General features: G+C 61.8%; 20 protein-coding genes and 1 riboswitch. Of the genes, 7 read left to right on the top strand and 13 right to left on the bottom strand.

Annotated elements, in window-relative coordinates; genetic code table 11:
• Positions 1-156: 156 nt before the first annotated feature.
• The gene (locus AOT96_RS13535) at positions 157-1,659 is read left to right on the top strand and encodes an MFS transporter (protein WP_065351864.1); all 1,503 of its coding nucleotides are present in this window, start codon (positions 157-159) and stop codon (positions 1,657-1,659) included.
• Between the two features lie 355 nt (positions 1,660-2,014).
• Here AOT96_RS13535 and AOT96_RS13530 read toward each other — a convergent pair whose 3' ends face one another.
• Both AOT96_RS13530 and AOT96_RS13525 read right to left on the bottom strand, forming a co-directional pair.
• Entirely contained in the window at positions 2,015-3,622 is a 1,608-nt protein-coding gene (locus AOT96_RS13530) for an ABC transporter substrate-binding protein (RefSeq protein ID WP_065351863.1), read from the bottom strand.
• A gap of 134 nt (positions 3,623-3,756) precedes the next feature.
• Complete coding sequence (locus AOT96_RS13525) at positions 3,757-4,335, bottom strand: CGNR zinc finger domain-containing protein (RefSeq protein WP_065351862.1); 579 nt, start codon at positions 4,333-4,335, stop codon at positions 3,757-3,759.
• A 63-nt stretch (positions 4,336-4,398) separates the two neighbouring features.
• Here AOT96_RS13525 and AOT96_RS13520 point away from each other — a divergent pair, with 63 nt between their 5' ends.
• Together AOT96_RS13520 and AOT96_RS13515 are read left to right on the top strand one after the other, a co-directional pair.
• A complete protein-coding gene (locus AOT96_RS13520) occupies positions 4,399-4,776 on the top strand; it encodes a hypothetical protein (protein WP_065351861.1) in 378 nt (125 codons plus the stop codon).
• Between the two features lie 93 nt (positions 4,777-4,869).
• Entirely contained in the window at positions 4,870-5,214 is a 345-nt protein-coding gene (locus AOT96_RS13515) for a hypothetical protein (RefSeq protein ID WP_065351860.1), read from the top strand.
• On the opposite strand, the gene AOT96_RS13510 is transcribed toward AOT96_RS13515, so the two are convergent.
• Together AOT96_RS13510 and AOT96_RS13505 are read right to left on the bottom strand one after the other, a co-directional pair.
• Positions 5,215-6,426 (bottom strand): saccharopine dehydrogenase family protein, encoded by a 1,212-nt coding sequence (locus AOT96_RS13510; RefSeq protein WP_065351859.1) that lies wholly within the window; start codon positions 6,424-6,426, stop codon positions 5,215-5,217.
• Entirely contained in the window at positions 6,419-7,417 is a 999-nt protein-coding gene (locus tag AOT96_RS13505; RefSeq protein ID WP_065352841.1) for an alpha/beta hydrolase family protein, read from the bottom strand. Before AOT96_RS13505 ends, AOT96_RS13510 begins: the two co-directional genes overlap by 8 nt.
• A gap of 143 nt (positions 7,418-7,560) precedes the next feature.
• On the opposite strand from AOT96_RS13505, the gene AOT96_RS13500 reads away from it, so the two are divergent.
• Entirely contained in the window at positions 7,561-8,439 is an 879-nt protein-coding gene (locus AOT96_RS13500; protein WP_042450568.1) for a DNA-binding transcriptional regulator, read from the top strand.
• Here AOT96_RS13500 and AOT96_RS13495 read toward each other — a convergent pair.
• The 8 genes from AOT96_RS13495 to AOT96_RS13460 all read right to left on the bottom strand — a co-directional run bounded on the left by AOT96_RS13495 (position 8,418) and on the right by AOT96_RS13460 (position 18,361).
• Positions 8,418-9,032 (bottom strand): hypothetical protein, encoded by a 615-nt coding sequence (locus AOT96_RS13495; RefSeq protein WP_003941149.1) that lies wholly within the window; start codon positions 9,030-9,032, stop codon positions 8,418-8,420. The two genes, AOT96_RS13500 and AOT96_RS13495, sit on opposite strands and share 22 nt — an antisense overlap.
• Positions 9,033-9,242: 210 nt before the next feature.
• Positions 9,243-10,568 (bottom strand): aminotransferase class V-fold PLP-dependent enzyme, encoded by a 1,326-nt coding sequence (locus AOT96_RS13490; protein WP_003941108.1) that lies wholly within the window; start codon positions 10,566-10,568, stop codon positions 9,243-9,245.
• Positions 10,569-10,621: 53 nt separating this feature from the next.
• Positions 10,622-10,736: riboswitch (SAM riboswitch) on the bottom strand.
• A 60-nt stretch (positions 10,737-10,796) separates the two neighbouring features.
• Positions 10,797-12,332 carry a PucR family transcriptional regulator gene (locus AOT96_RS13485; protein WP_065351858.1) on the bottom strand — a complete coding sequence of 512 codons (1,536 nt, stop codon included), beginning with the start codon at positions 12,330-12,332 and terminating at the stop codon, positions 10,797-10,799.
• Positions 12,329-13,387, bottom strand: a complete 1,059-nt coding sequence (locus tag AOT96_RS13480) for a DUF917 domain-containing protein (RefSeq protein ID WP_065351857.1) — start codon at positions 13,385-13,387, stop codon at positions 12,329-12,331. The genes AOT96_RS13485 and AOT96_RS13480 overlap by 4 nt, the downstream gene beginning before the upstream one ends.
• A 6-nt stretch (positions 13,388-13,393) precedes the next feature.
• The gene (locus AOT96_RS13475; RefSeq protein ID WP_050655919.1) at positions 13,394-14,503 is read right to left on the bottom strand and encodes a DUF917 domain-containing protein; all 1,110 of its coding nucleotides are present in this window, start codon (positions 14,501-14,503) and stop codon (positions 13,394-13,396) included.
• Complete coding sequence (locus AOT96_RS13470; RefSeq protein ID WP_065351856.1) at positions 14,500-16,080, bottom strand: hydantoinase/oxoprolinase N-terminal domain-containing protein; 1,581 nt, start codon at positions 16,078-16,080, stop codon at positions 14,500-14,502. The genes AOT96_RS13475 and AOT96_RS13470 overlap by 4 nt, the downstream gene beginning before the upstream one ends.
• A 30-nt stretch (positions 16,081-16,110) precedes the next feature.
• Positions 16,111-17,478 carry a purine-cytosine permease family protein gene (locus AOT96_RS13465; RefSeq protein WP_065351855.1) on the bottom strand — a complete coding sequence of 456 codons (1,368 nt, stop codon included), beginning with the start codon at positions 17,476-17,478 and terminating at the stop codon, positions 16,111-16,113.
• Between the two features lie 151 nt (positions 17,479-17,629).
• Positions 17,630-18,361, bottom strand: a complete 732-nt coding sequence (locus AOT96_RS13460; protein WP_065351854.1) for an SDR family oxidoreductase — start codon at positions 18,359-18,361, stop codon at positions 17,630-17,632.
• 244 nt (positions 18,362-18,605) lie between these two features.
• On the opposite strand from AOT96_RS13460, the gene AOT96_RS35690 reads away from it, so the two are divergent.
• Positions 18,606-18,746 (top strand): hypothetical protein, encoded by a 141-nt coding sequence (locus tag AOT96_RS35690; RefSeq protein WP_003941170.1) that lies wholly within the window; start codon positions 18,606-18,608, stop codon positions 18,744-18,746.
• On the opposite strand, the gene AOT96_RS13455 is transcribed toward AOT96_RS35690, so the two are convergent.
• The gene (locus AOT96_RS13455; protein WP_442978608.1) at positions 18,734-19,198 is read right to left on the bottom strand and encodes a hypothetical protein; all 465 of its coding nucleotides are present in this window, start codon (positions 19,196-19,198) and stop codon (positions 18,734-18,736) included. The two genes, AOT96_RS35690 and AOT96_RS13455, sit on opposite strands and share 13 nt — an antisense overlap.
• Before the next feature lie 3 nt (positions 19,199-19,201).
• Between AOT96_RS13455 and AOT96_RS13450 the strand changes: the two genes are divergently transcribed.
• On the top strand, positions 19,202-19,504 hold the full coding sequence (locus AOT96_RS13450) for a ribosomal protein L7/L12 (protein WP_231917440.1): 303 nt from the start codon (positions 19,202-19,204) through the stop codon (positions 19,502-19,504).
• Positions 19,505-19,932: 428 nt separating this feature from the next.
• Positions 19,933-21,786, top strand: coding sequence for a BCCT family transporter (locus AOT96_RS13445; RefSeq protein WP_007727149.1), 1,854 nt, complete (start codon positions 19,933-19,935; stop codon positions 21,784-21,786).
• Positions 21,787-21,800: the final 14 nt, after the last annotated feature.

The following is a 21,800-nucleotide window of genomic DNA, read 5'->3' as shown; positions in this document are numbered from 1 at the left end:
GCACCATCATCCTCGACCATCCGAAGCTGCTCGGCACCGGAGATATTCGTCACGATCGGAGGCGCACCCTTCCGTTAAGTCAGTCACTTGATTTAACTTTAGTTCAATCAACTGACTTAAACCATTATTCGTTCTTCCTCCGATGGAGTTACCGCAATGTCGTCAACCACTTCTCCACCACCGACAACGCCGCCACAGACAACGAAGTCGCCAGCCACCACCGCAGTGGTGGCTGTTCTGGCGTTTTCCGGCATCGTCGTCTCGCTCATGCAGACGCTGGTGATCCCGATCATCCCGCATCTGCCCGAGTACCTGAACGCGCCGGCGTCCGATACCGCGTGGGCTGTGACCGCCACGCTGCTCGCAGCCGCCGTCGCCGTCCCGACCATGGGCCGCTTGGGCGACATGTTCGGCAAACGGCGTCTACTCCTGATCAGCATGGCGCTGTTGGTCACCGGTTCGGTGGTCGGAGCCCTCAGTTCGAGCGTTATCCCCCTCGTTGCCGGCCGAATCCTGCAGGGCCTTGCTGCCGGCGTCATTCCGCTGGGTATCAGTGTGATGCGCGATGTACTTCCGCCCAAGAAGCTCGCCGGCGCTGTTGCGATGATGAGCGCTTCGCTGGGAGTCGGTGGCGCTCTGGGGCTTCCGATCGCGGCTTTGATCGCCGAGTACGCCGACTGGCACGTCCTGTTCTGGGCGTCAGCCGTGCTCGGCGCGCTTGCGGCCGTTCTTGTTGTCGTCCTGGTCCCCGAATCGGCGGTTCGCACAGGTGGCACGTTCGACTTCGGCGGGGCAATCTCGCTCTCAGCCGCCCTCATCGCTCTACTACTGGCCATTTCCAAGGGTGGCGACTTGGGTTGGACGAGCACGCTCACGCTTTCCCTGTTCGGCGCCGCGATCCTGATATTCGGATTCTGGGCTTGGTGGGAACTACGCACCCCCAAGCCGCTGGTGGATCTACGCGTATCCATCCGCCGCCAGGTGCTCTTCACCAACCTCGCATCGATCGTGTTCGGGTTCGCGATGTTCGCCGCCAGCATGGTCTTTCCCCAGGTAGTCCAGTTGCCTGAAGTCACTGGTTACGGCCTAGGCGGTTCGATGCTCACCGCGGGTCTGGTCATGGCTCCCTCCGGCATCATCATGATGCTGATCTCTCCGCTGTCCTCACGTATCACCAATTCGCACGGCCCCAAGGTGACGCTCATGCTCGGCGCCGTTGTCGTCGCAATCGGTTACGGCATCGGCATTTTCGCCATGCACTCGATTTGGGAACTGATCGTGATCGCAGTGATCATCGGCGCCGGTACCGGTATGGCTTACGGCGCGATGCCCGCTCTCATCATGGGGGCTGTTCCTCCGTCCGAGACCGGTGCAGCCAACAGCTTCAACACCCTGATGCGCTCCCTCGGTACATCATTCGCCAGCGCCATCGCGGGTGTCGTCATCGCCCAGATGACCATGTCCATCGGTGGGGCAACGCTGCCGTCGGAGAACGCTTTCCGCGTCGTCATGGCCCTCGCTGCCGGATCCGCCGTCGTCGCACTCGTCCTGGCCGGTTTCCTCCCTCGGTTCAACAGCTCCAACTCCCGCAAGGAGATTGGTAGCCAGCACACCGATACGTCCCCGACCACGTCGAAGGAATCCGTTCCGACACACTGAGCCAGCGCGCAATACACACTGCGCTGTACACACAGCCCGGCCCCGGCGGAGTCCAACTCCGTCGGGGCCGACGCGTTTCACACATTTTGCTGTTGATACACCTGCGGACGACAGTTTCGTGACATGCTCCGTTGAGATGGGTGCTCGTTCGATACTCGGGGAAAGGATGCCGCGATCGCCGCTCCTCGTGCTGACGTAGCCCTTGCTGTCGCCGCCGCTGCCGTCCTGGGCATAGGCGTCGGTGTCCTTCTTGCCGATGTCGTCGCCGGCCTGGCTGCAGGTGCGGGTGCTGCGGTGGTATTTCGGTTTGCTCTTCGGATGATCAATACCCGAAAGTGAGCGTTTGCCGAGGGTCCTACTTCAGGACACGGATCGCCGAGCCCGGAAGGATTCCGCTCGATGGCGGATAGATCGACGTTGCCCCGTTGAAGAACATGTGAGCGGGAGTCGTGGATACCGGCAGCAGGTCGACGTCCTTGAACAATGCCCGCTCACTTTCCTCCCAGACCTTGCAGGACTCGTCACCGGGAAGAAGCGAAGCCTCAGTGGACAATTCGATGTACTTCTTGTTGTCGAGGGAAGCGAAGTTCACTCCTTCAGGCTTCGGTGGGCCGGTGAAGTACTTCGCAAAGATACTCGGCGTATCGCTCCCCAGCGTCAAACCGATGGAAACGTCCCACGACGACAGGTCGGTGGTGCTGAATGTGTTGGCGATGACAAAACTGTAGTCGCCGCCGGTCAGTTTCACTCTCGCGCCCAGTCCTTCCCACTGTGTTGCCACGTATTCCGCGGCGGCAGAGTTCGTATCGCGTGAGTTGTTGAAAATCACGTTGAGGGCAAGCGGTCGACCGTCCTTCGTCAGGATGCCGTCGGGACCCGCCTTCCAACCTGCGTCGGACAGCGTTTTCTTTGCTGCATCGACGTCGAAATCGGGGATCGTCCCTTCGACACTGTTGTAGTCGCAGGCAAGGGGTTCCGAAACCGCGAGGGCGCGTGCGCGGGTTCCTTTACCGCCGGTGGTGATCTCGGTGTAGTCGTCCAGGTCTACTGCCTGCACGAGGGCCTGCCGTACAGCACGGTCTGCCGTGGGTAGGGCCGCGAAATGATTGAAGATGAACTCGCCGGACAACGTGGTGTAAGTCTTCGAATCCAGACCCGCGGCCAAGACTCGTTCCTCGTCCGAACCGGTGACCGCTGCGGCATTCACTCCGCCGGTGAGAACAAGATTCGCCGTCGTACTGGGATCGGTGACAATCTTGATCGTCACTGTTTTCGGCACTCCGAGAGTGTCGGAAGTGGTCTCGCCGTTCGGACTCCAGGTGTAACCGTCGCGGCGTTCCATCGTGATGTGATCGTTGGGAACAACTTCGGTGACCTTGAACAGACCCGTTCCGTTACTACTCGAACGGATGCTGGCCGGATCTTCGAGCGTCGCAGCGCACGGAAGCCGCAACGCGCCGATTCGAGAGAGCAGGAAGGGCGCTGGCTCGGCGGTAGTCACCGTCAGTTCGTCACCGTCCGCTGAGGCCGAAGTCGACATCGGCACAGTGGATCCGCGTAGCGGTGAAGCGTTTTCAGGATCCATGACCCAGTTGATGTCATCGGCCGCGGTCTGTGCGGTGAAGGAAGTGCCGTCGGCACAAGTGATGCCCTTCTTGAGCACGAACTTCAGCGTGTTCCCTTCTTCACTCCAGCTCTCCGCCAGATAGGGACGCACAGTGCGTGTTTGCGCGTCGATGTCGATCAACGAATCGTACGAGTACGCGTTCACGATCTGAGTCGACGTGAGGTTGGTGATCAGAGGGTGCAGATTTCCGGGATCGGCGTTGATGACAGTCGTGAAACTGCCGTCCTTTGCATACTCACCGACCGAACCTCCGGGACTGGATGCGCCGCCACACCCGGCCAGGGTGAAAACCCCAACGCTGATAACTGCTGTCGCGGAGACAGAACGGGCTTTCATACGAGCCGCCATCTACTAGGAGTTGCCATGGCGACAATCGTGCGGGACTGACGTGGTCTGTATCTCGTTGAAGTTCCCCATACAGTCGGCCGCACTCTGTTCGATTGTCACTATCGACCGGGCAAGCGCAGACGCTAAGTACGACGCTGCCGTTGACGGTGATTCGCGACGTTGATTCGGTTGCCGCACAACGCCGGCATGCAGTAGCGGCGTCGCCCTCCACGGCTTGTATCGACGAACACCCCGTTGCACGTCGGCGAGGCGCATGGGCGGAATCGTTCGTACCCCAATGTGCGCAGAGTCCCCAGCAACGAGTAGCCGATCAACAGCGCAAGTTCGCCGGTGAGATTGATTCTGCTGTCCGGTACCGCATTCCATCGATAGTCGGACCGGGCATCAGGCAGAAGTCGGACGTGATGCGGAACGGTCTGCAGGAGTCGATGAGTGCGATCAACGAGCTCATCAGAAGTCGGAGCATCGAGAATCGAACGAATCCCCTCTCTGAGTTCCTTGACCTCAGCAAGTTCACCGCTGGTAAGCCGACGTCCGTTGGTGAGCGCATCCGGCGAGAGTCCATGTTCGTCCAGTAGATCGTGAAGCGCCTGAGGGGCAGCCAACGCGTCACCTGCCTCCACCCACACGCGGGGCGAGGTATTGACCAAGTCGGTCGCAAACGACGCACCGGCGACGTAATCGTCTAAAACTACTTGCATCCCTTACCTCCCTGCTTTACCGTAATTGAATAACCTAACTTTACACCTTACGGAGGCGGCGGGATGGAACACTGCGCAGACCACGGACTGCCCGAGATACTCCTCGACACCCACAACCGATTACGCCGCGCCGGCACCGTGGCGTCGGGGACACCCGTCGTTGCAGCCGATCTCTACTGGTCGATCGGAGCGCTCGCCCAATGCCTGACCGCGATGGACGAGGTCATTTCACAACTGGGAATCAACGCCCAAAAGCAGTTGCGAGCTGGAAAGTTCGATGTCGAGAGCGGACCGTTCGAAGGACAACCCGACGCTGCCCTGCTCACCGCAGTTCTTGCGCTCGCCCGAGCATCGAGCAGTTGCGAACCGGTTCAGACGGCAATCGGCAATGCCCAGATCGCGGTGAGCGATCTCGTCGTCTCAAGGCCCACCAGCGCTTGACGCCCGCGCTCGCAGCCTGTCCCAATAGAGACTGTATGGTTGGTTTTCAGGCAGCCATCGAGAGCATCGACCAGCAGGAACCGGGTTATCACTGTGAGTGCAGGAACATCGACAATCTACGAGGACCGAACCGTCCGGATCGACGATCAGGGCGTCACGATCCGCCACTACTACTTCCCGTTTGTCAGCAAGTTCGTCCCGTACTCGCAGATCGAATCCGTCGACCTCGGAGTCATGGCGTGGCTGAGCGGGCGCCTACGAATTTGGGGAACAACAGATTTCAGCTCGTGGTACAGCCTGGATCTTTCACGTCCGTGGAAGGAGACTGCGGTGGTACTCACCCTCACCGGCCGTGGAGCACCCTCGTTCAGTCCCAAAGACGCAGACCGAGTCGACGCCGAAATCCGCAGTCGCATCGGATCGCACGCCGCGGACTGACTAGCGGAACTCGGATTCGACGGTGACGATCTCACTCCAGTCGGTTCGATCGAACAACCGCGCCAGCGCAGTGAACAGAACTTCCGGGTCGACGACGCTCTCGGGTGAGTGCACACCGATCCGATCCGAAATCGTTCCGTCGGCGAGCCGGGACACCACCTGAGCAAGGCCGAGCGCCAAGGGGATTCCGGTTGCACCGGCCATGTCCGACAGCAACTCCGACACCGGTGAATCGTCTGCAATCCGGGCCACGACGCGCATCTCTCGACCTTCGAGCGCCCCTGTCGCCGAGGCGAAGAACAACGGCAAGGATCCGTGGCCGGCGCGCGTGAGCATTCGAGGCGCAGCACGGATCATCCGTCCGAGCGAAGGCTTGCCCAATTCTTCAGCGGCCGAGTCGAGATCGATTCTCCCCTTGTCGATGTCGGCGCGGAGAACGTCGAGAAACGCCACGGTTTCCGGTGTGATGACCATCAGATTTGCCGAATGCCCCGCAGGATTGATGGTCCGATGAAACATCACCGGCTCCGGATGCCCGACCACGTAAGCGTTCCCCCGACGTCCGCCGGGCAGTTCGAGTGCGATGGAACGCAACGGTTCTTCGTTGACGATTCGCCCCGCACGAACCACCGGAACCTGGCCGCTGATCTGCTGCATCCAGTGAACGGCGGCTGCACTCAATGTGTCCACCGACTCGTCCTCGCCCTCGACATCAACCGGCCAGGCTGTATACAGATCGTCGACCACGTCCAATCGCGAGACTGCCATCGCGGCCAGGAGGTTACTCATCCCGGGACTTGCGCCCATGCCGACTACCGCACAGATTCCGGCTCCCCTCGCGGCACAGTCCAAGTCCAGCATGTCGACGGCCGGCTCCCAGTCGTCGCAGATGTCGAGATAGTGAGTCCCGGTCCCGATCGCTGCCTGGAGAATGCCGACGCCGAAACGGAAAAACGGTCCGACCGTATTGACGACCACGTCTGCGCCGTCAAGCAATTCACGTAGCGTGCGACCGTCCGTGACGTCGATGCTGCGCGCCTCGACTTCCGCTGACGCCTGCGCCAGTTCAACTGAAAGACGCTTCGCAGCATCGATATCGCGATCCGCGACTACTACCTTGCCGATTCCCGGCAATGTTGCGGCCAGACGAACTGCTGCCGAGCCCATGGCACCGGCACCACCCAGTGCGACAACCGTGATTCCGTCAGCCATGAATTCCCTCCAAAAATGCAGTCTGATCCGCTAGATAGCCGGGAGCGAAGATCGAACGGGGAGAAAGGACGGCCACCAGAGCGGACCTCACTTCCGAGTCTTCGAGATCCTTGTCCACGATCGAATGCGTAGCGTCGGGGTACTTCTTGACCACCAATTGCCCTGGAGTGTCCAACAATTCGCGATACACCCTTTCGGTATCAGCCACGTCGACGTTGACGTCTTGTCCGCCGATGATCAAGAGCACCGGAACCTTCACGGTTTCGAGATCGGCTCGCGCATCCGAGAGGTAGTTCTTTCGGATGAAGTTCCACCGGTCTTCGGTGAGACCGTCGGCCTCGCCGGAGGCCACGAGATCGTCGAACGATGCATCACGGGCCAACTGATCCAAGTTCTTCGCACGATCGACCCGCGCTTTCTCGAACTCGTCGGCCGACGCATTTCTCTCGGAAAGTTCGGCTAGGGTATTGAATTCGCCTTGTTGGAGCCAGTTGATCGCGGGACCCACGGCAATGACGAACGCTACGTCCGGGTCGAGGTTCACCACCTTGGGCATCACCCACCCTGCCTGGCTTGCACCCCACAGACCGATCCGAGACGGATCGATATCCGAACGTCCCCGCGCCCACTCGATTGCCGCTTCCGTTTCTGCCGCGCGATCGTCCATGCTCTGGTCGAGCCAATTGCCCGGTGCCCCATTCACCCCCGGCTTGTCCCAGGAGAGTGACGCGTACCCCGCCTTTGCGAACGCCTCCCACACCGGTCGATAGAACGTCTCATGTGTTGCATCGACCGGGCCGTCTCCGTGGACGAAAACCACGAGCCCGAAGGGACCGTCACCGTGTTCGGGCAGTGCAAGGACTCCCTGGAGCGGCACCGATCCCCCGGTGATCGTCACTTTTTCCTCACGGATGTCATAGGTGTTCTGGTACAGCGTCCAGCCCACCAGAGTCGCGATCAGAACAACGACCACCGCCAGGGAAGTAACCATCCACCTGCGTAAACGAGGCTTACTCTTGCCCTCGCTCATCGATTCCGCTGCCATCTTCCCGCCCTAACGTACGAATTTGAAACGATCGTATTGCATTCGATAGTACAGTTGTGGGCGAAGATGTCGAGAAGCGAGGAAAGGACATGGCGATGACCGACAGGGACGTCGATGTACCCACGAGGATCTTGATCGAGGGACTACTGCGCACGGACGGAACTGTCGACGGGCACACCCTCTATGCCACCGCCGACGCCCTCGGCAAAACTGATCAACAGGTTCGGCTGTGCATCAAGCGGTTGGTCACCGAGGGGAAGTTCACTCAGGAAGGTCGCGGGCGGCAGGCCACGCTACGAGCAACGCCGAAAGCCCTGCGCGAGATGGAACCCGACGTCGAATTCGTTCGGCTGGCCTATCGACAAGACCGCGACACTGTGACGCCGTGGGACGGGTACTGGCACCTGGCCGGATTCGCAATTCCGGAGTCGTCACGGAAAGGGCGAGATGCGCTGCGCACCAAGGTCGTTTACCTCGGCGGCGCGCTCGTCCAGGGCGGTCTGTACGTCTCGCCGCACGCCTGGGAACCGTATATTCGCGATGCGGCCGCCGAACTCGACGTCGAACAGCACCTGTCTTCTCTCACCACTCGAGATCTGAAAGTGGGCACTCTCGAAGACCCCGTGAAGATTGCCGCGCAGTTGTGGCCACTGGACCAGATCGCTGACGGATACGAACGGCTACTCGACATAGCGACCGCACGCCTGCACAAACTGCAGAACAGTCCAGGTACCGATGCTGTCACGATGACCATCGAACTCGCGGCGGAATTCACGCGAGCCATGGAACCGGATCCGCTGTTGCCGCCGGAACTACTGCCCACCAACTGGATCGGCACGAGGGCTCGGTCGATCACTGCGCAGTGCTGGACGCTTCTGGCACAGGTGGACGGTGCCGACGAATTACCGTCGCTGTTCCACCTGTACGCAGATGCAATCGGTGACGATCAGGATGCAAGCGTGCGCTGACGGGGCGGCAGTCCGAAACGCCCGAGAACCTCGTCGACTGCGGTGGACGGTGTGACAAGTCCGCGATCCTGAAGCCACGGAATGGTGCTGTCCACCAGATGCTCGAGCGTTCGAGGCAATGCGAGAGGCAGCAACGTAACGCCGTCGGCGACCTCCGCAGCTCGGATATCGGCGATCAAACTGCCGAGACCGGAAGGCGTTCCGACGTAATGAAGCGAAACGGGAACCCGCGGCGAGGTCAACGCGCTGTCCAACTGCGCAAGCTCCTTACGAGCGGAGCGAGCCTCCGGCGCGATCAGAATCTCGAGATCGACCAGCACTGCGACGCTGTCGGGATCGCGTCCTTCTTCGGCGACGGCAGCGCGTATCCGTGCGCGTTCGAGCTGTGCCTCACGCAGATCCGCAGCGCGAATCCGAACCACATTGGTAGGGAATGAAGCCAAATCGAGAGCCTTTTCACCCTCGGTGAGGTCCACCCAGTAGTCGCCGCCGATGATGGGCAGGTTGCCGGGTGCGCCCTCAGCGGCCGGATGGTGACCGGATCCGGTCAACTCGACCGCTACGTGCAGAGAATGCGAAGCGAGTGAAGACATGTGAGACCTCCGAAAATCAGAAAAGTATGGGATGAGCGAGACGAATCGTCAGCTCGAACACATTCCTGAAGAGGTGCGGCACAGATCGACATGGCGACGGCACCACTGACCGAGAGTGATGCTCACTCTCGAAGGGGTGGCGGGAAAATCCGCTGGTGCCATGGCTGCCATGCTAGTTGTCCGTTCGAGTTTTCGGGGACCGAGCTCAGCTCAGACGCACTCGGCTGCGCCGGCATTGTCGTCTGCGGCTCCGAGGAAGGGGCGGGTCTCGGGCACAGGGTTCCACGCACCTGCCGTCTTCGCGTACTTCCAATCACGCTGATTCGAAACCAGGATGTTCACGGCGTCGACCAACCGCGTCACGTCGTCCGAGCTGCTACCGAGGCCGAGGCTGGCGCGAACTGCACCGCCGGAGAGGCCGAGGCGCGCGAGAACCGGATGTGCGCAGAAGCGACCGTCGCGAACTCCGATGCCGTGCTCGGCGGAGAGGAATGCGGCGATCTCGCCCGCTTCGAATCCGTCGACGGTGAAGGTGACGATTCCGACGGCGTCGGGAGCGTCGTTCCACAGTCGCACGAGTGAGACGCCCTCGATGGCGGACAAGCCGTCAGTGAGCTGGGCGGTGAGCGCCTTCTCATGCTCGGCGATCACGTCGAAGTCCAGGGCGTGCAGGGTTTCGCAGGCGGTCGCGATGGCTGCCGCACCGAGCACGTTGGGGGAACCCGCCTCGTGGCGTGCGGGCGCGCAAGCCCACTCGGTGGATTCGATGGTCACCTCACGCACGGCGCCGCCGCCGGCGAGGTACGGCTGAGCTTCGTCGAGCCAGTCACGGCGGCCGACGAGAACGCCGGCGCCGAAGGGCGCGTACAGCTTGTGGCCCGAGAACGCTACGTAGTCGACGCCGCATTCCTGCAGGTCGATGCGACGGTGGGGAGCCAACTGAGCAGCGTCGACGAGGATACGTGCGCCGCAACGGTGAGCGATGTCAGCCAAACGTGCAATCGGCAGGATCTCACCGGTCACGTTGGAGGCCCCGGTGATTGCGAGCAGCGCGGCAGGCTTGGTGCACAGTTCACCGATCAGACGCTCGATCGTTTCTTCGATGGTGTCTGCGGCGGTGACGATACGAGCGTCGTTCCACGGCAACAGGTTTGCGTGATGCTCGACGTCGAGGACGACGGTGCTGCCGGGGACGCACTGCGCAAGCAGGTTCAGCGAATCGGTGGTGTTCCGGGTGAAGACGACAACCTGATCGTCGGCACAGTTCACGAAACGAGCAACGGATTCACGAGCGTTCTCGTAGGTGAGCGTGGAGATCCGGGACGCGTAGCCGGCACCGCGGTGGACGCTGGCGTACGTGGGCAACAATTCGGCGATACGGTCGGTGACCTGGGCCAATGCCGGCGCGCTGGCCGCGTAGTCGAAGTTGGCGTAGGAGCATTCGCCGCCCTGAACCAATGGAACCTGCAGGTCGGCACCCGAAACCTTGGCAATCGCGGTGGTGCAGCAGGTGTCGGCACTCAATACAGCAGTCATCGAAGACAATCCTCACGTTCAAGGACTCGTTCGTCGGGAGATGGCCCCGGAAGAGTCCGCGCTTGCCGCATTCGTTTTCGAACGCAGCCGGGTCGTCACCCGGAGCACCCCACCGCGGAGGAGGGTTGCCGACCAGCAAGCCGGGGCTGAACACTGGTACTCGTGACCTGGCAACGAGGATGGCAGGAACCTCCCGCGCTTGTCAAGACGAAGCCGCGAAGATCTCCGTCAGGGCGCGATGGTCCGGCAAGCAAGGTGGAGTGCGAGTCTCGTTTCCGGATCTGCGAGATCCACCGAGAGAAGGCGCTGAATTCTATCGATCCGACTCGATACGGTGTTGCGGTGCAACCCCATTCGGGTTGCGGTGTGAGCCAGAGACGATTCTTCGTCGAGGTACGTCGACAGAGTCTCGAGCAACTCTCCATTGGAATCGCGTAGCGGTGCGAGCAATGCTGCGGCCGCAGGCTGGAAGGTGTCGGTTCGCGTCCACGCCAGCAGCAACTGCGCCAGCCCGAGGCGGTCCACGTGCAGGAATCGACCTGTTTGAGATCGGGAACCGGCGAGCCGAGCGGCATCCCCGGCCTCCGACAGGGACGAACCGATTCCAGCCGGACCGTCGTGTGCGCGTCCCACACCTACCCAGGTCTCCATCGTGGGTTCCAACCTGGCCTGAGCTGCACGGATGCACTCGGCGATCCTGGTGATCGCCTCCGGTCGCGGCTCGCCTGGCAGAGTCGTCCACGCCGCCCAGCCGTCAGCCTGTTCCACGACATTGGCGTCGATTCCCTCGGCGGCGAGAGCATCTGCAACCTCGCTGCGTCTTGCCACCAGGTCGACCTCACCGACCGCCAGGACTTTGATGCCGATGTGCCATCCGTCCAGCATCCAACCCGCGTCGAGTGCGCGCCGGAGCAGTCCGGGTGTGGCGTCTGCTGACGTGTCGATCAGTTCACCGAGCAACGCGCTACGCCGGCGCGCTTCACGCTCGTCGACCATGCGCGCAACGGCCAGTCGGTGCCCGGCAGCCAACGAGGCCACGTCGAGAACCACTGAGAGAGAAGCCTCTTCGACGCTTTGACGCACCGGGAGCAGCACCGCCAGCCAGGGCCCCCGGGCTGCGCCGGACATCACCGGGCACGCAATCAGGACCCCGCCGGAGTCCAATTCGACCGTGGTGGGCGCCCCGCGACCCGACAACATACCGGCAGCTGCTCGATCAGCGTCTGACAACACGTCGGCGCCGGTCATCGGACGTCCGGACGAGTCCAGGAGAAAGAATGAACGCTGAAAGGTGTTCAGTAGCACCGACAGAAGATTCTCGACGCTTCCTCCGGCTCGTTGGCCCGCGTGTGTCGCCCGCAGTACTGCGTCGGCCATCACCGCCCGCGAATTCGAGAGAAGATCACGAAGATCCACGCTGAACTGCCACGGGTCGGATACTCCGAGCACCACCAGTCCGAGCCGATCGGCAAGCAACGAGAGATTCGCATCCTCCGCCGCAGTGCTGTGCACAGCGACCACCTGGCAGCCGGTCGCCGCTGTGCGCCGAAGGAGAGCGTCGAATCTCCACTCCCCGATGTCGATTCGATCGAGAATCACCAGAACTGATCCTGAACTCGCCGCATCCGACACGGCCTCGGCCGACTGTGCCGATTCCCCGGTGAGTGCTCCCACTGTTATCACGACGGGATCACCCTCCCCGGCCAGTCGATACAGCCCGACAAAGGCCGGGTTGTTCAGCAACGCCGAAACACTCGCGCTCATCGCGCCTCCATCAGCACTGCGTCGTGGTCGATCCCGAATGCCCGCGGGCCGACAACTTTCAATCTGCCCACTTCTTCCGCCCACCACTGTGGACCGGGAAGAACCAACACGGCCACATCGTGCCCCTGGTGCACGGATTCACACGAGACGAAGGCGCCGGTCCGCACGTCGAGCAACGTCACGATGTCCGGGCACGTTGCAATCATCTCGCCGTCCAACGCGACGGTCAGGAACTCACTCTCGAATTCGACTCGTATCACCGTGGAATCGTGTTCGAGAATCACGCTGCCCCGACGATCGCCGGTGTCCGGACGACTACGACGGACCGCACGCACCCGGCCAGTCCCCATTACCAGGGCCCCGGAGCTCTCCGCGATCTCCTGCCAACTGCCCAGGGCCCCGATGTGCTGACCCAGTTCGTGTGCTCGGGAGAGAGTTCCCGGAATGCACGCCTCCTGCACCGTCCGCGCATCGATCGACGCGATCGCCAGAGCGCCCCAACCGCTGGTTCTCCCGATCAACGACCGCACTGCTACCTCGGCGCCGAGCACATCCACTCCGTCGACGACGGTAATGAGGCCGCCGGGCTGGGCGAGTGTGACCGGGCACAATTCCAACCCGGCTGCGGCGAGAGAGAAGTGATCGAGCCGCGGCATCGCTCGACCCAGCAGGTCCGCGTCGACCACGGGAATTCCCAACGCCAACGCCGCCGCAATTCCGGAGAGAGCGTTGAGCCCACCGCCTTCGAAAGTCATCACCGCGGTCGGACGCTTCCCGGTCCAGCGCGTCAAAGCTGCTGCAGTATCTGCAAACTCACGCCCGGAGGGCAATTGCTCCTCCAAAGCCAGGGCCGATCCGACGATTCCCGCCGGCATCACCAATGCCTCCTCCGGCAACTGGTCCGGCGCGATGACCTCCACCGAAGTAGACGTCATCAGTGGACGCAGCAATTCCACGAACAAGCGTGGATCGCCGCCCCCGCCGCAGCCCAGGACCACCGCCCCCGCTGCGATCGCGTCGAGGTCGGCCTCCCGGACCGCGTGCAGCCTGCTCACGGCTCGCTATTCTGCCAGTACAGGTTGCTCGAGTGTCTCCACCGGCAGGAACGGGCGATCGAGCCCGAAGCTAGCCGGGCCGAAGACCGCCAGTGCCTCCGGGGTTCTCATGATGGGTGGGGTCGCGATCCCGATGACCGCAACGCGCTGCCCGTACCGCAAGCCCTCGGTGGTGATGGGTTCGGCGGTATCGGCCTCGACGATGCAGATCAGGTCTGGCACGATCGCCACCATCACTCCGGATTGGACGGCGATCAGATTTTCGTTCTGGAACTGAACTTCCAGCTCTTCGTCTCCGACGCCGGCGATCCGCACCGAACCGCGAGCGAACCCCTCATCGGTTCGCCTGTCGACATCGATCACCTTGCCGTGAAAGAGAACTCGCCCGTATCCGTAGAGCGTGTCGGCGAGACTGTCGACAAGCGCCTGCACCGGGTCCACCCGCTGCTCACGTGAAAGTCTGATGGACCGGCCGATGGTCATGGCCAACGACAGAGTCCGTGGGATCGCCGTCCGCTTCACATCTGCACCCGTCATCGAGTACTGCGCGATGTGCGCCATCCCACCGAACCTCGACGTCACCCCGCGGGCGAGGCCCTCCAATCTGCTGTTGTCACTTCCGGTGTCGAAGATCGCCACCTCGTCGTGCTCGTTCGCCATGGCGAGCGGACTCGCCGAAATCCCGTACACCGAGAAGGTTTCCATCTCGAGCTGAGGAAAGGCTCGCCCCATCCCGTCGGCGTCGACAACCGGCAGGCCGCGCCGTGCGGCCACCAGCAACGGAATCATCGAATTGATTCCGCCGCACTCCATCGGCATCGTGGCATCTGCAGTTCGACCCGTGTGCTTCTCCAACGTGATCAGCGCCAGCTCGGGTTCGGTTCCGCGCGGCATCTTTTCGACCACGACGGTCGGGGCACCCATCTGCGCGACGGGAATCACCCACGCGTCGTCGTCAAGCTCCTCCGGATCGAGAATTGTGATTTCACCGGCCTCACCGAGCGCCTGCGTGACCAACATCTTGCCGACGAACGGATCTCCCCCGCCGCCGGTGCCCAACAAGGCTGCGCCCCTGGCGAGGTCGTCGAGATCCGCCGTTCGTAGTGTCCAACTCATCGTGAGCCCTCCTGACCGGTGGAGACCAAACCACTGTGCAGTGCCAAGTCACCGACTGCCTTCACTCGAATACGTGTTGCGTTGCCCGGCAGATACGGAATGGGGACTTCGTCGAACTCCACGATCTGCACCGACTCGGGCCGTGCGCCTGCGGCGACTGCCCGATCGATCGCCTCCTGGCGAGCATCGTCGGCAAAAACCTGCCGGTGCCCGTCCCGCACCGCTTCGACTCGATCTACCTCACCACTGACCTGCGCGATCGCAGCGCCGATCGCATTGGCAACATCGAAGCGCTCAGGACGAATCACCGTTCCCAGGCCCGGGAGTTCACGCTCCAGCAGTACCGATCCCCCGCCAACCGCCACAACGGGAAGTGGATCCGACGTGGTCCGCATCTGTTCCACGGCGTCGGCGACTCGGCGCGAGATCCGGTCGAGTGCCGTCGACACCAGGCCGCGGTCGAGGTGCGCCACCGCACTGCGATCTCCGACGTCGGCCAAGCCTGCCGCGACGGCTATGTCGGTGGCCGTCAACGTGTCACCGCCGAATACGAGTGCCCGTGAACCCAATTCGTATCCCACAGATTCGGGTCCGACTGTGAGTCCGTCTGCTTCCACCAGCGAACCACCACCGATACCGATCGAGAAGACGTCCGGCATACGGAAATTGGTCCGTACCCCGGCGACCGTCACCTCCGTGGTGGCTTCTCGCGGGAAACCGTTGGTCAATACGCCCACGTCGGTAGTGGTACCTCCGATGTCGATCACCGCACAGCTGGCCAGACCGGACAGCACAGCGGCGCCTCGCATGGAGTTGGTCGGTCCCGATGCGAAAGTCGCCACCGGATAACGCCTCGCGTACTCGATGTCCATCAAGGTTCCGTCGTTCTGGCTCAGGTACAGCGGCGCGACAATGCCGTGCTCGACCAAAGATCGGGCAAGACCGTCGACGATGTGATCGGCGAGCTCGCGCAGCGCAGCATTGATGATGGTCGCGTTCTCCCGCTGGAGTAGACCCACTCGACCGATCTCGTGCGAGAGCGAAATTGCGACGTCCGGGCCGAGTTCCTCACGCACGATCTCCGCGGCGGCCGCTTCGCATTCGAGATTGACCGGAGAGAACACCGAAGATATTGCGACCGAACGAGTACCGCTGCGAGCCATATCGGCGGCATGGCGGCGAATCTCGTCGGGGTCCGGCGGCGAAATACGACGACCGTCGAACTCGTGCCCACCGTGAGCGAGGTAGTGCCTTCCTTGCACAGCGGAGACCAGGTCTCGCGGCCACCCCACCATCGGAGGAAGCGCCGCGGTCGCCGGAAGCCCCAATCGCAGAGCCGCTGTCGGTGCAAGTCCGCGTTGCTCGATGAGAGCGTTGAGAAAGTGCGTCGTGCCGATCATCACTGCTTGAACAGCGCTGGGAGAGAACGAGTACTGCTGCTGCAGCGCCGTCAGAGCTCCGCCGATTCCGCCGGTGATGTCCTTGCTGGTCGAGTGTTTGACATGCCCGATGACGGTGGTCCCGTCCATCAGGACCGCGTCGGTGTTCGTACCACCGACGTCGATTCCGATTCGCATCGCGAACTCCCTTCTACAGTGTGTGCCGTGCTAGTGCGTGAGCGCAGATTTCCCCGAAGTCTCTTGCGGCGCTTCGGTGGCGGTGCGTCCGACTCCGCGAATCAGGCCGAGTCGACCCGCGACGACGTAGAGAACGAAGGCCGAGGCCACCGCGTTGATCGACGGCAGGCCGAAGGTGCTGTAATGACCGATCAGCGCCGAGACGATCCAGATCACCAGCGTGGCCGGTACCCAAGTGGGTGCCGAGTTCGGGAGGGTACCTGCAGCTCGACTCTCCTCCAGATCCTTGCGCCATGTCTTGACGATGAAGTATTCCGCCACCATGATCCCGGCGATCGGCGGGAATCCGACGCCCAACAGGATCAGGAAGTCGGTGAACGAGTTCAGGATTCCGGCAGCCGCGAGGACCGAACCGGTGATGCCGACAACTGCTGTGACGACTGCGCGATTGGTCCGTCGACCGAACACGACGTCGATGAAGTTCACGACGCCGAGCCCCGAGCTGTACAGGTTCCAGTCGTTGATCTTGAAGGTGCCGAGAACGATGATCAGAACGCCGACCCAACCGACCGACGAGAGAATGATCGTGGCGATGTCGGAACTGCGAACGGCATGGGCAAGAAGAACACCGGTCAGCCCGATCACGTATTCGCCCAACGTTATTCCGACGAGCGTCTGCTTCACGACATCGCCTGCCGTGCGGTTGAAGCGCGTCATGTCAGGTGTGATCACTGCTCCGGCAATGAAACCGCCTGCGACGATGGTAGTTCCGGCGAGGAAGCTGAGCTCCGGCCCGGCTGGAGCAGATGTCATCAGATCTGACAGCGAGTGATTACGCAGTTCGGCGATGACGGCCCAACCGACCAGGATCAGGAACAGCGGAACGGTGATGTTGGCGATCAGTTGCATGGATCCGAACCCGCGAAGGACTATCGCGGTGATCAGGAGACCGAAGGCCAAAGCCCACGCCCACTGCGGCAGAAACGGCATGATTCCGTGCAAACCTGATGCAGAGACAGCAGATTGAATGCCGAACCAACCGATCAGGCTGACCCCGATCACCAAACCGATCACCGCGGAACCTGCGTGCCCGAATCCACACCAGCGTGCGACCACCGATGTGTTGAGCCCTTCACGAACCCCGATGATGCCGATGAAAATACAGACGACCTCGAGAATCACCGCCCCGACTGTCAATGCCCAGAAGGCATTCCAGAACGTCATACCGTAGCCGAGCGTCGCACCGAGCAAGAACTGTGCGAGTGCCGATACCTGACCGAATCGCTGTACTGCCACCGAGAACCACGAATATCGTGCTTCGTCGGGAACGCGGGTGAGCGCGTAGTCGTCACCGTCGGACACTTCACCGCCGGCGGCGGTCGTTGACGTGTTTTTCATGACGGACTCCTCGAATAGTTGGGAAGTGTTCTCGGAGAAGACGGTACGAATGTGTCAGGGGTCACGCCTATGGGCGAATTGGCGTTTCTTCGTGTTACGACAATGCATTTCGCACAGTCGTCATTTCACACAGTCGCCAAATGGCACGGGTCTAACGCAACGCGTACCCGCCGTCGGGGTACAGCGTGGAACCCGTTGTGTACGTGTTGGTGAAGAGATAGAACACCGCTTGTGCAATCTCGTCTTCGTTCCCGACGCGGCCGAGCACGTTGTTCTCGGCACTCCAGGTGAACGCGGCCTCCCGAACCTCCGCCGGGCGCTGAGCCCACAGATGCCCGTCGATGGTTCCGGGAGCGACAGTGTTGACGCGGATCGGCGACAGTTCGACCGCCAGCCCCCGCCCGAGCCCCTCGATTGCCGCGTTGGCTGCAACGTATGCCGCGGCAGCTGCGGGTGGCCGCACACTGGCAGCGCCGGACATGAGGACCACCGATGCGGTGGGTGTCAGCTTGTCGAGCGCAGCGTGCACGACGCGGTACTGCCCCCAGAACTTGGAGGTGAACGGCGACGCCGCTTCCTCGACGCTCTGTTCACGGAACGAGCCGACCTGGTAATCGGCAGCCGTGGTGAAGAGAGCATCGACGCTGGGGATGTTGGTGAAGAACTCTTTCACCGAGTCTTCGTCGGAGGTGTCGACGGTGAACCAGTGCGCAGCCTCACCCAGCTGCGCGGCCGCTGCTTCGAGCTTGGATGCGGTTCGGCCACCGAGAACTACCTGCGCGCCGGCGTCGACGGCAAGCTGCGCCACTCGCAGCCCGATGCCTGTTCCGCCGCCGATCAGTACGACGGTCTTTCTTGAGAGAGGAGAAGGTGTCGTTGTCATGCAGCGACTGTAGGGCTCACCGAATTGTCCCGACATGTGCAGAATGCACAGATTTCACTACGGCACAGTGCTAAGTATCGAGACTTAGCTGGTAGAGGACACCGCCCCCGGGGATCTCGCCTGACGACGTTTGCTGCGTCGAAACTGCCTTCACATGTACCCCTCCTTCGAGTTCGCTTGTAACAAAACAACTCCCACGACCGAAAATGTCGGTGAACCACAACAGCGAAGGGAAGTAACGACTATGGGATCAGCAGACGTCATGGCCTGGCTCGCCGAGGGTTACCTCGCCGGCGATCCGATTCGCTATCCGCTCTACGTCGGATCGATGTTCCTCGCGATGCCGTTCCAACTGATCGGCGTAATTCTGGGTCACCCCTTCTGAATCGTCACATCAGGCCAGGGCGGACGACGTAGAACGGCCAGAGTTGCGATCACTGCGGCCGCCAACCCGATGAACTCCCCCATCAAAGCCGCCCTGGTGTGATCGACCGCCGGTGACCACGACGGCTCACCCTCGTGGATCGAGAACACTCCCACTGGCACCGGTATCGGGTCGCGGCGCCACCGCCGGTGTAGACGCGAAACCGTGACGATCGTCGATCCGTCGCTGGTCTGGTGCGGTTCTCCGAAGATCGTCGAGGTCCCTGATTCCCCTCGAAATCGCTCCACCGCATCACGAATCTCCATGATCTCCATCGTCGCATCGAAACAGCAGCCCTGTGCGAGTATCGACCGATGGCCGAGTGGTGGGTACCGAGCAGGCGCGTCGAGCGATGGGGCCAGACGATTGGCCTCGTCCTGCTCGTAGTCGTAGTCGGTCCGAGCACCATCCATACAGTGGCCACGGAACCGACAACCGGTAATTGGGTTCGCCTGGCAATCTGGCTTTTCGCGACGGCCGGATTTGCCTACGGCACCGTCCAGGCCTGGCGAAACAGGAACAAACCTCAGTCGGTGTGGTGGGAAGGGACAACTGCCCCCACCGAAGTACCCGCCGACGACGTCCGTAGCGCACTCGCGTCGACAGACGACCGCATTCCGGCAATCAAGGCACTACGCGAACTACATCCGGGCTTGGGCCTGAAGGATGCGATGGATCTGATCGACGCTCAGCGGGGCGAACAGGGCCCGCATCACTGATAGTTGCGACCATCACAATCACAGTTAGGTATCGACACCTGACCGCCACGATCGGGCAAGCACGCCAGGAGTTAACCACCTGACAGACAGGCTGTTTCGCCGCGTTTGACAAATGGGGTCAATCGGTGAGCGTCGACTCGACCGATTCAACTCACCGTACCAATCGAATTCGCCGTTCAGCATTCCGCTCATGACCCAATGCCACTATTACCCAACGATTTACAACCGGAACTACGGCATCCAGTGAGAACTTTCGCGACAGTGCAGCATCTTTCGTCCAGTTGAGTTGACCGAAACTTGACGTTACGTTGAATTTCAAAGCAATAGCCCGGTCTTGACCTGCGATGGTGTGAGCGAAACGCCCACCTACGCGTAACACGTTGCCGCCCTGATGGGCGCTGTGAATGCCTGAACGTTCGAGGAGTGGAATGACTGCGGTCAAAACTGCGTGGCGTGAACTACGGAAACCCGTGTTCATCCCCGCGTCGATAGTGATCTTTGCCCTGATCGCCTTTGCCGTGATCTACGCGGGAACCGCCGCGGATGCTTTCGAAACACTCAACAACGTGATCAGCGACGGCGTCGGCTGGTGGTACATCCTCTCGGCCACCGGTTTCGTGATCTTCGCGCTGTACTGCGGAATCAGCCGCATCGGCAACATCCGATTGGGACGTGACGACGAGCAGCCCGAGTTCGGGATGCTCTCGTGGTTCGCGATGCTCTTCAGCGCCGGCATGGGCATCGGGCTCGTGTTCTACGGAGTAGCCGAACCACTTTCGCACTACGTGACCCCACCCGTCGCCGGGCAGATCGCCGGATCCACGGACGCCGCAGCCAATCAAGCCATGGAACTGACGCTGTTCCACTGGGGCTTGCATGCATGGGCGATCTACGTCGTCGTCGGCCTTGGTCTGGCGTACATGACCTACCGAAAGGGTCGCCCGCTGTCGATCCGTTGGCTGCTCGAGCCGCTCCTCGGACGGGCTCGCATCGAAGGAAAGATCGGCCACGCCATTGACGTCGTCGCCATCGTCGGCACGCTGTTCGGTGTCGCGACGTCGCTGGGCTTCGGTGTCCAGCAGATCTCGGCCGGCCTCGACTACCTCGGCTGGGTGGAGACCGACAACTGGTTGGTCATCACCATCATCGTCATCGTGACGGGCATGGCGACCTTCTCGGTCGTCTCCGGTGTCACGAAGGGCCTCAAGTGGCTTTCCAACATCAACATGATGCTCGCTGCCGCGCTGGCACTGTTCGTCCTGATTCTGGGACCGACGCTGTTCCTCATGCAGTCGTGGGTGCAGAACCTCGGCGGATACGTCCAGGCCTTGCCCGAACTGATGCTGCGCACGTCCCCGTTCGCCGAAGACGGCTGGCAGGGCGCATGGACCATCTTCTACTGGGGTTGGTGGATGAGCTGGGCACCGTTCGTCGGTATGTTCATCGCGCGCATCTCACGCGGCCGCACCATCCGCGAATTCGTCTTCGGTGTGCTGCTGGCCCCGACGCTGGTCGGTTCGTTGTGGTTCACGATCTTCGGTAACTCCGGCATTCTGCGTCAGCGCAACGAGGGCACGATGCTCGACGCATCCGGCGCAGTGGACACCAACACGTCACTGTTCACGCTTCTCGACGGACTTCCGCTCGGAACGATTTCGAGTGTTCTCGCGATCGTCGTGATCGTGTTCTTCTTCGTCACGTCCGCGGACTCCGGCTCGATCGTCATCGACATCCTCGCGACCGGTGGCAGCTTGGAGACCTCCAAGATCACGCGTGTCTACTGGACGTTCCTCTCCGGTGCCGCGGCCGCAGTTCTCCTCATCGTGGGTGGCAGTGGATCGCTCACGGCGCTGCAAACCGTTGCCATCGCCACGGCGGTACCGTTCTCGGTCATCATGGTGCTGGCATGTCTGTCGATGCTGAAGGCGTTCCGATACGAGGTCGCGTCGGCACCACGCTACCTGCGGGTTTCTACAAATGCCTCGGCATCAACCGACGTTCCGCAACCCACCGAAAAGCGGCTCCGCGATCTGAAGATCTCGTCGACCTTCGCCGGGCTCACTCCGTCACAAAGCGGGATCATGACGGATCCCTCCGACGCCCACATGCTCGTCGCGGTCCACGAAGTCCCCGCCCATGCGGTCAACATCGACCCGGATACCGGCGCCGTCGACTTCTCCGAGGAATCGAAGGTCGTCGATCCACTGGGCGGAGAGGTGTTCGACACACCCGAGTTCGCCGACTCGGCAGAAGGCCACGCGCAAGCTGCCAGTACGGACTGACCGGCACGTTCGGC

The organism is Rhodococcus sp. 008 (assembly GCF_001682295.1).
In the GTDB taxonomy this organism is placed as follows: Bacteria; Actinomycetota; Actinomycetes; order Mycobacteriales; family Mycobacteriaceae; genus Rhodococcus_F; species Rhodococcus_F qingshengii.
This window is presented reverse-complemented; position numbering and strand designations above follow the sequence as displayed.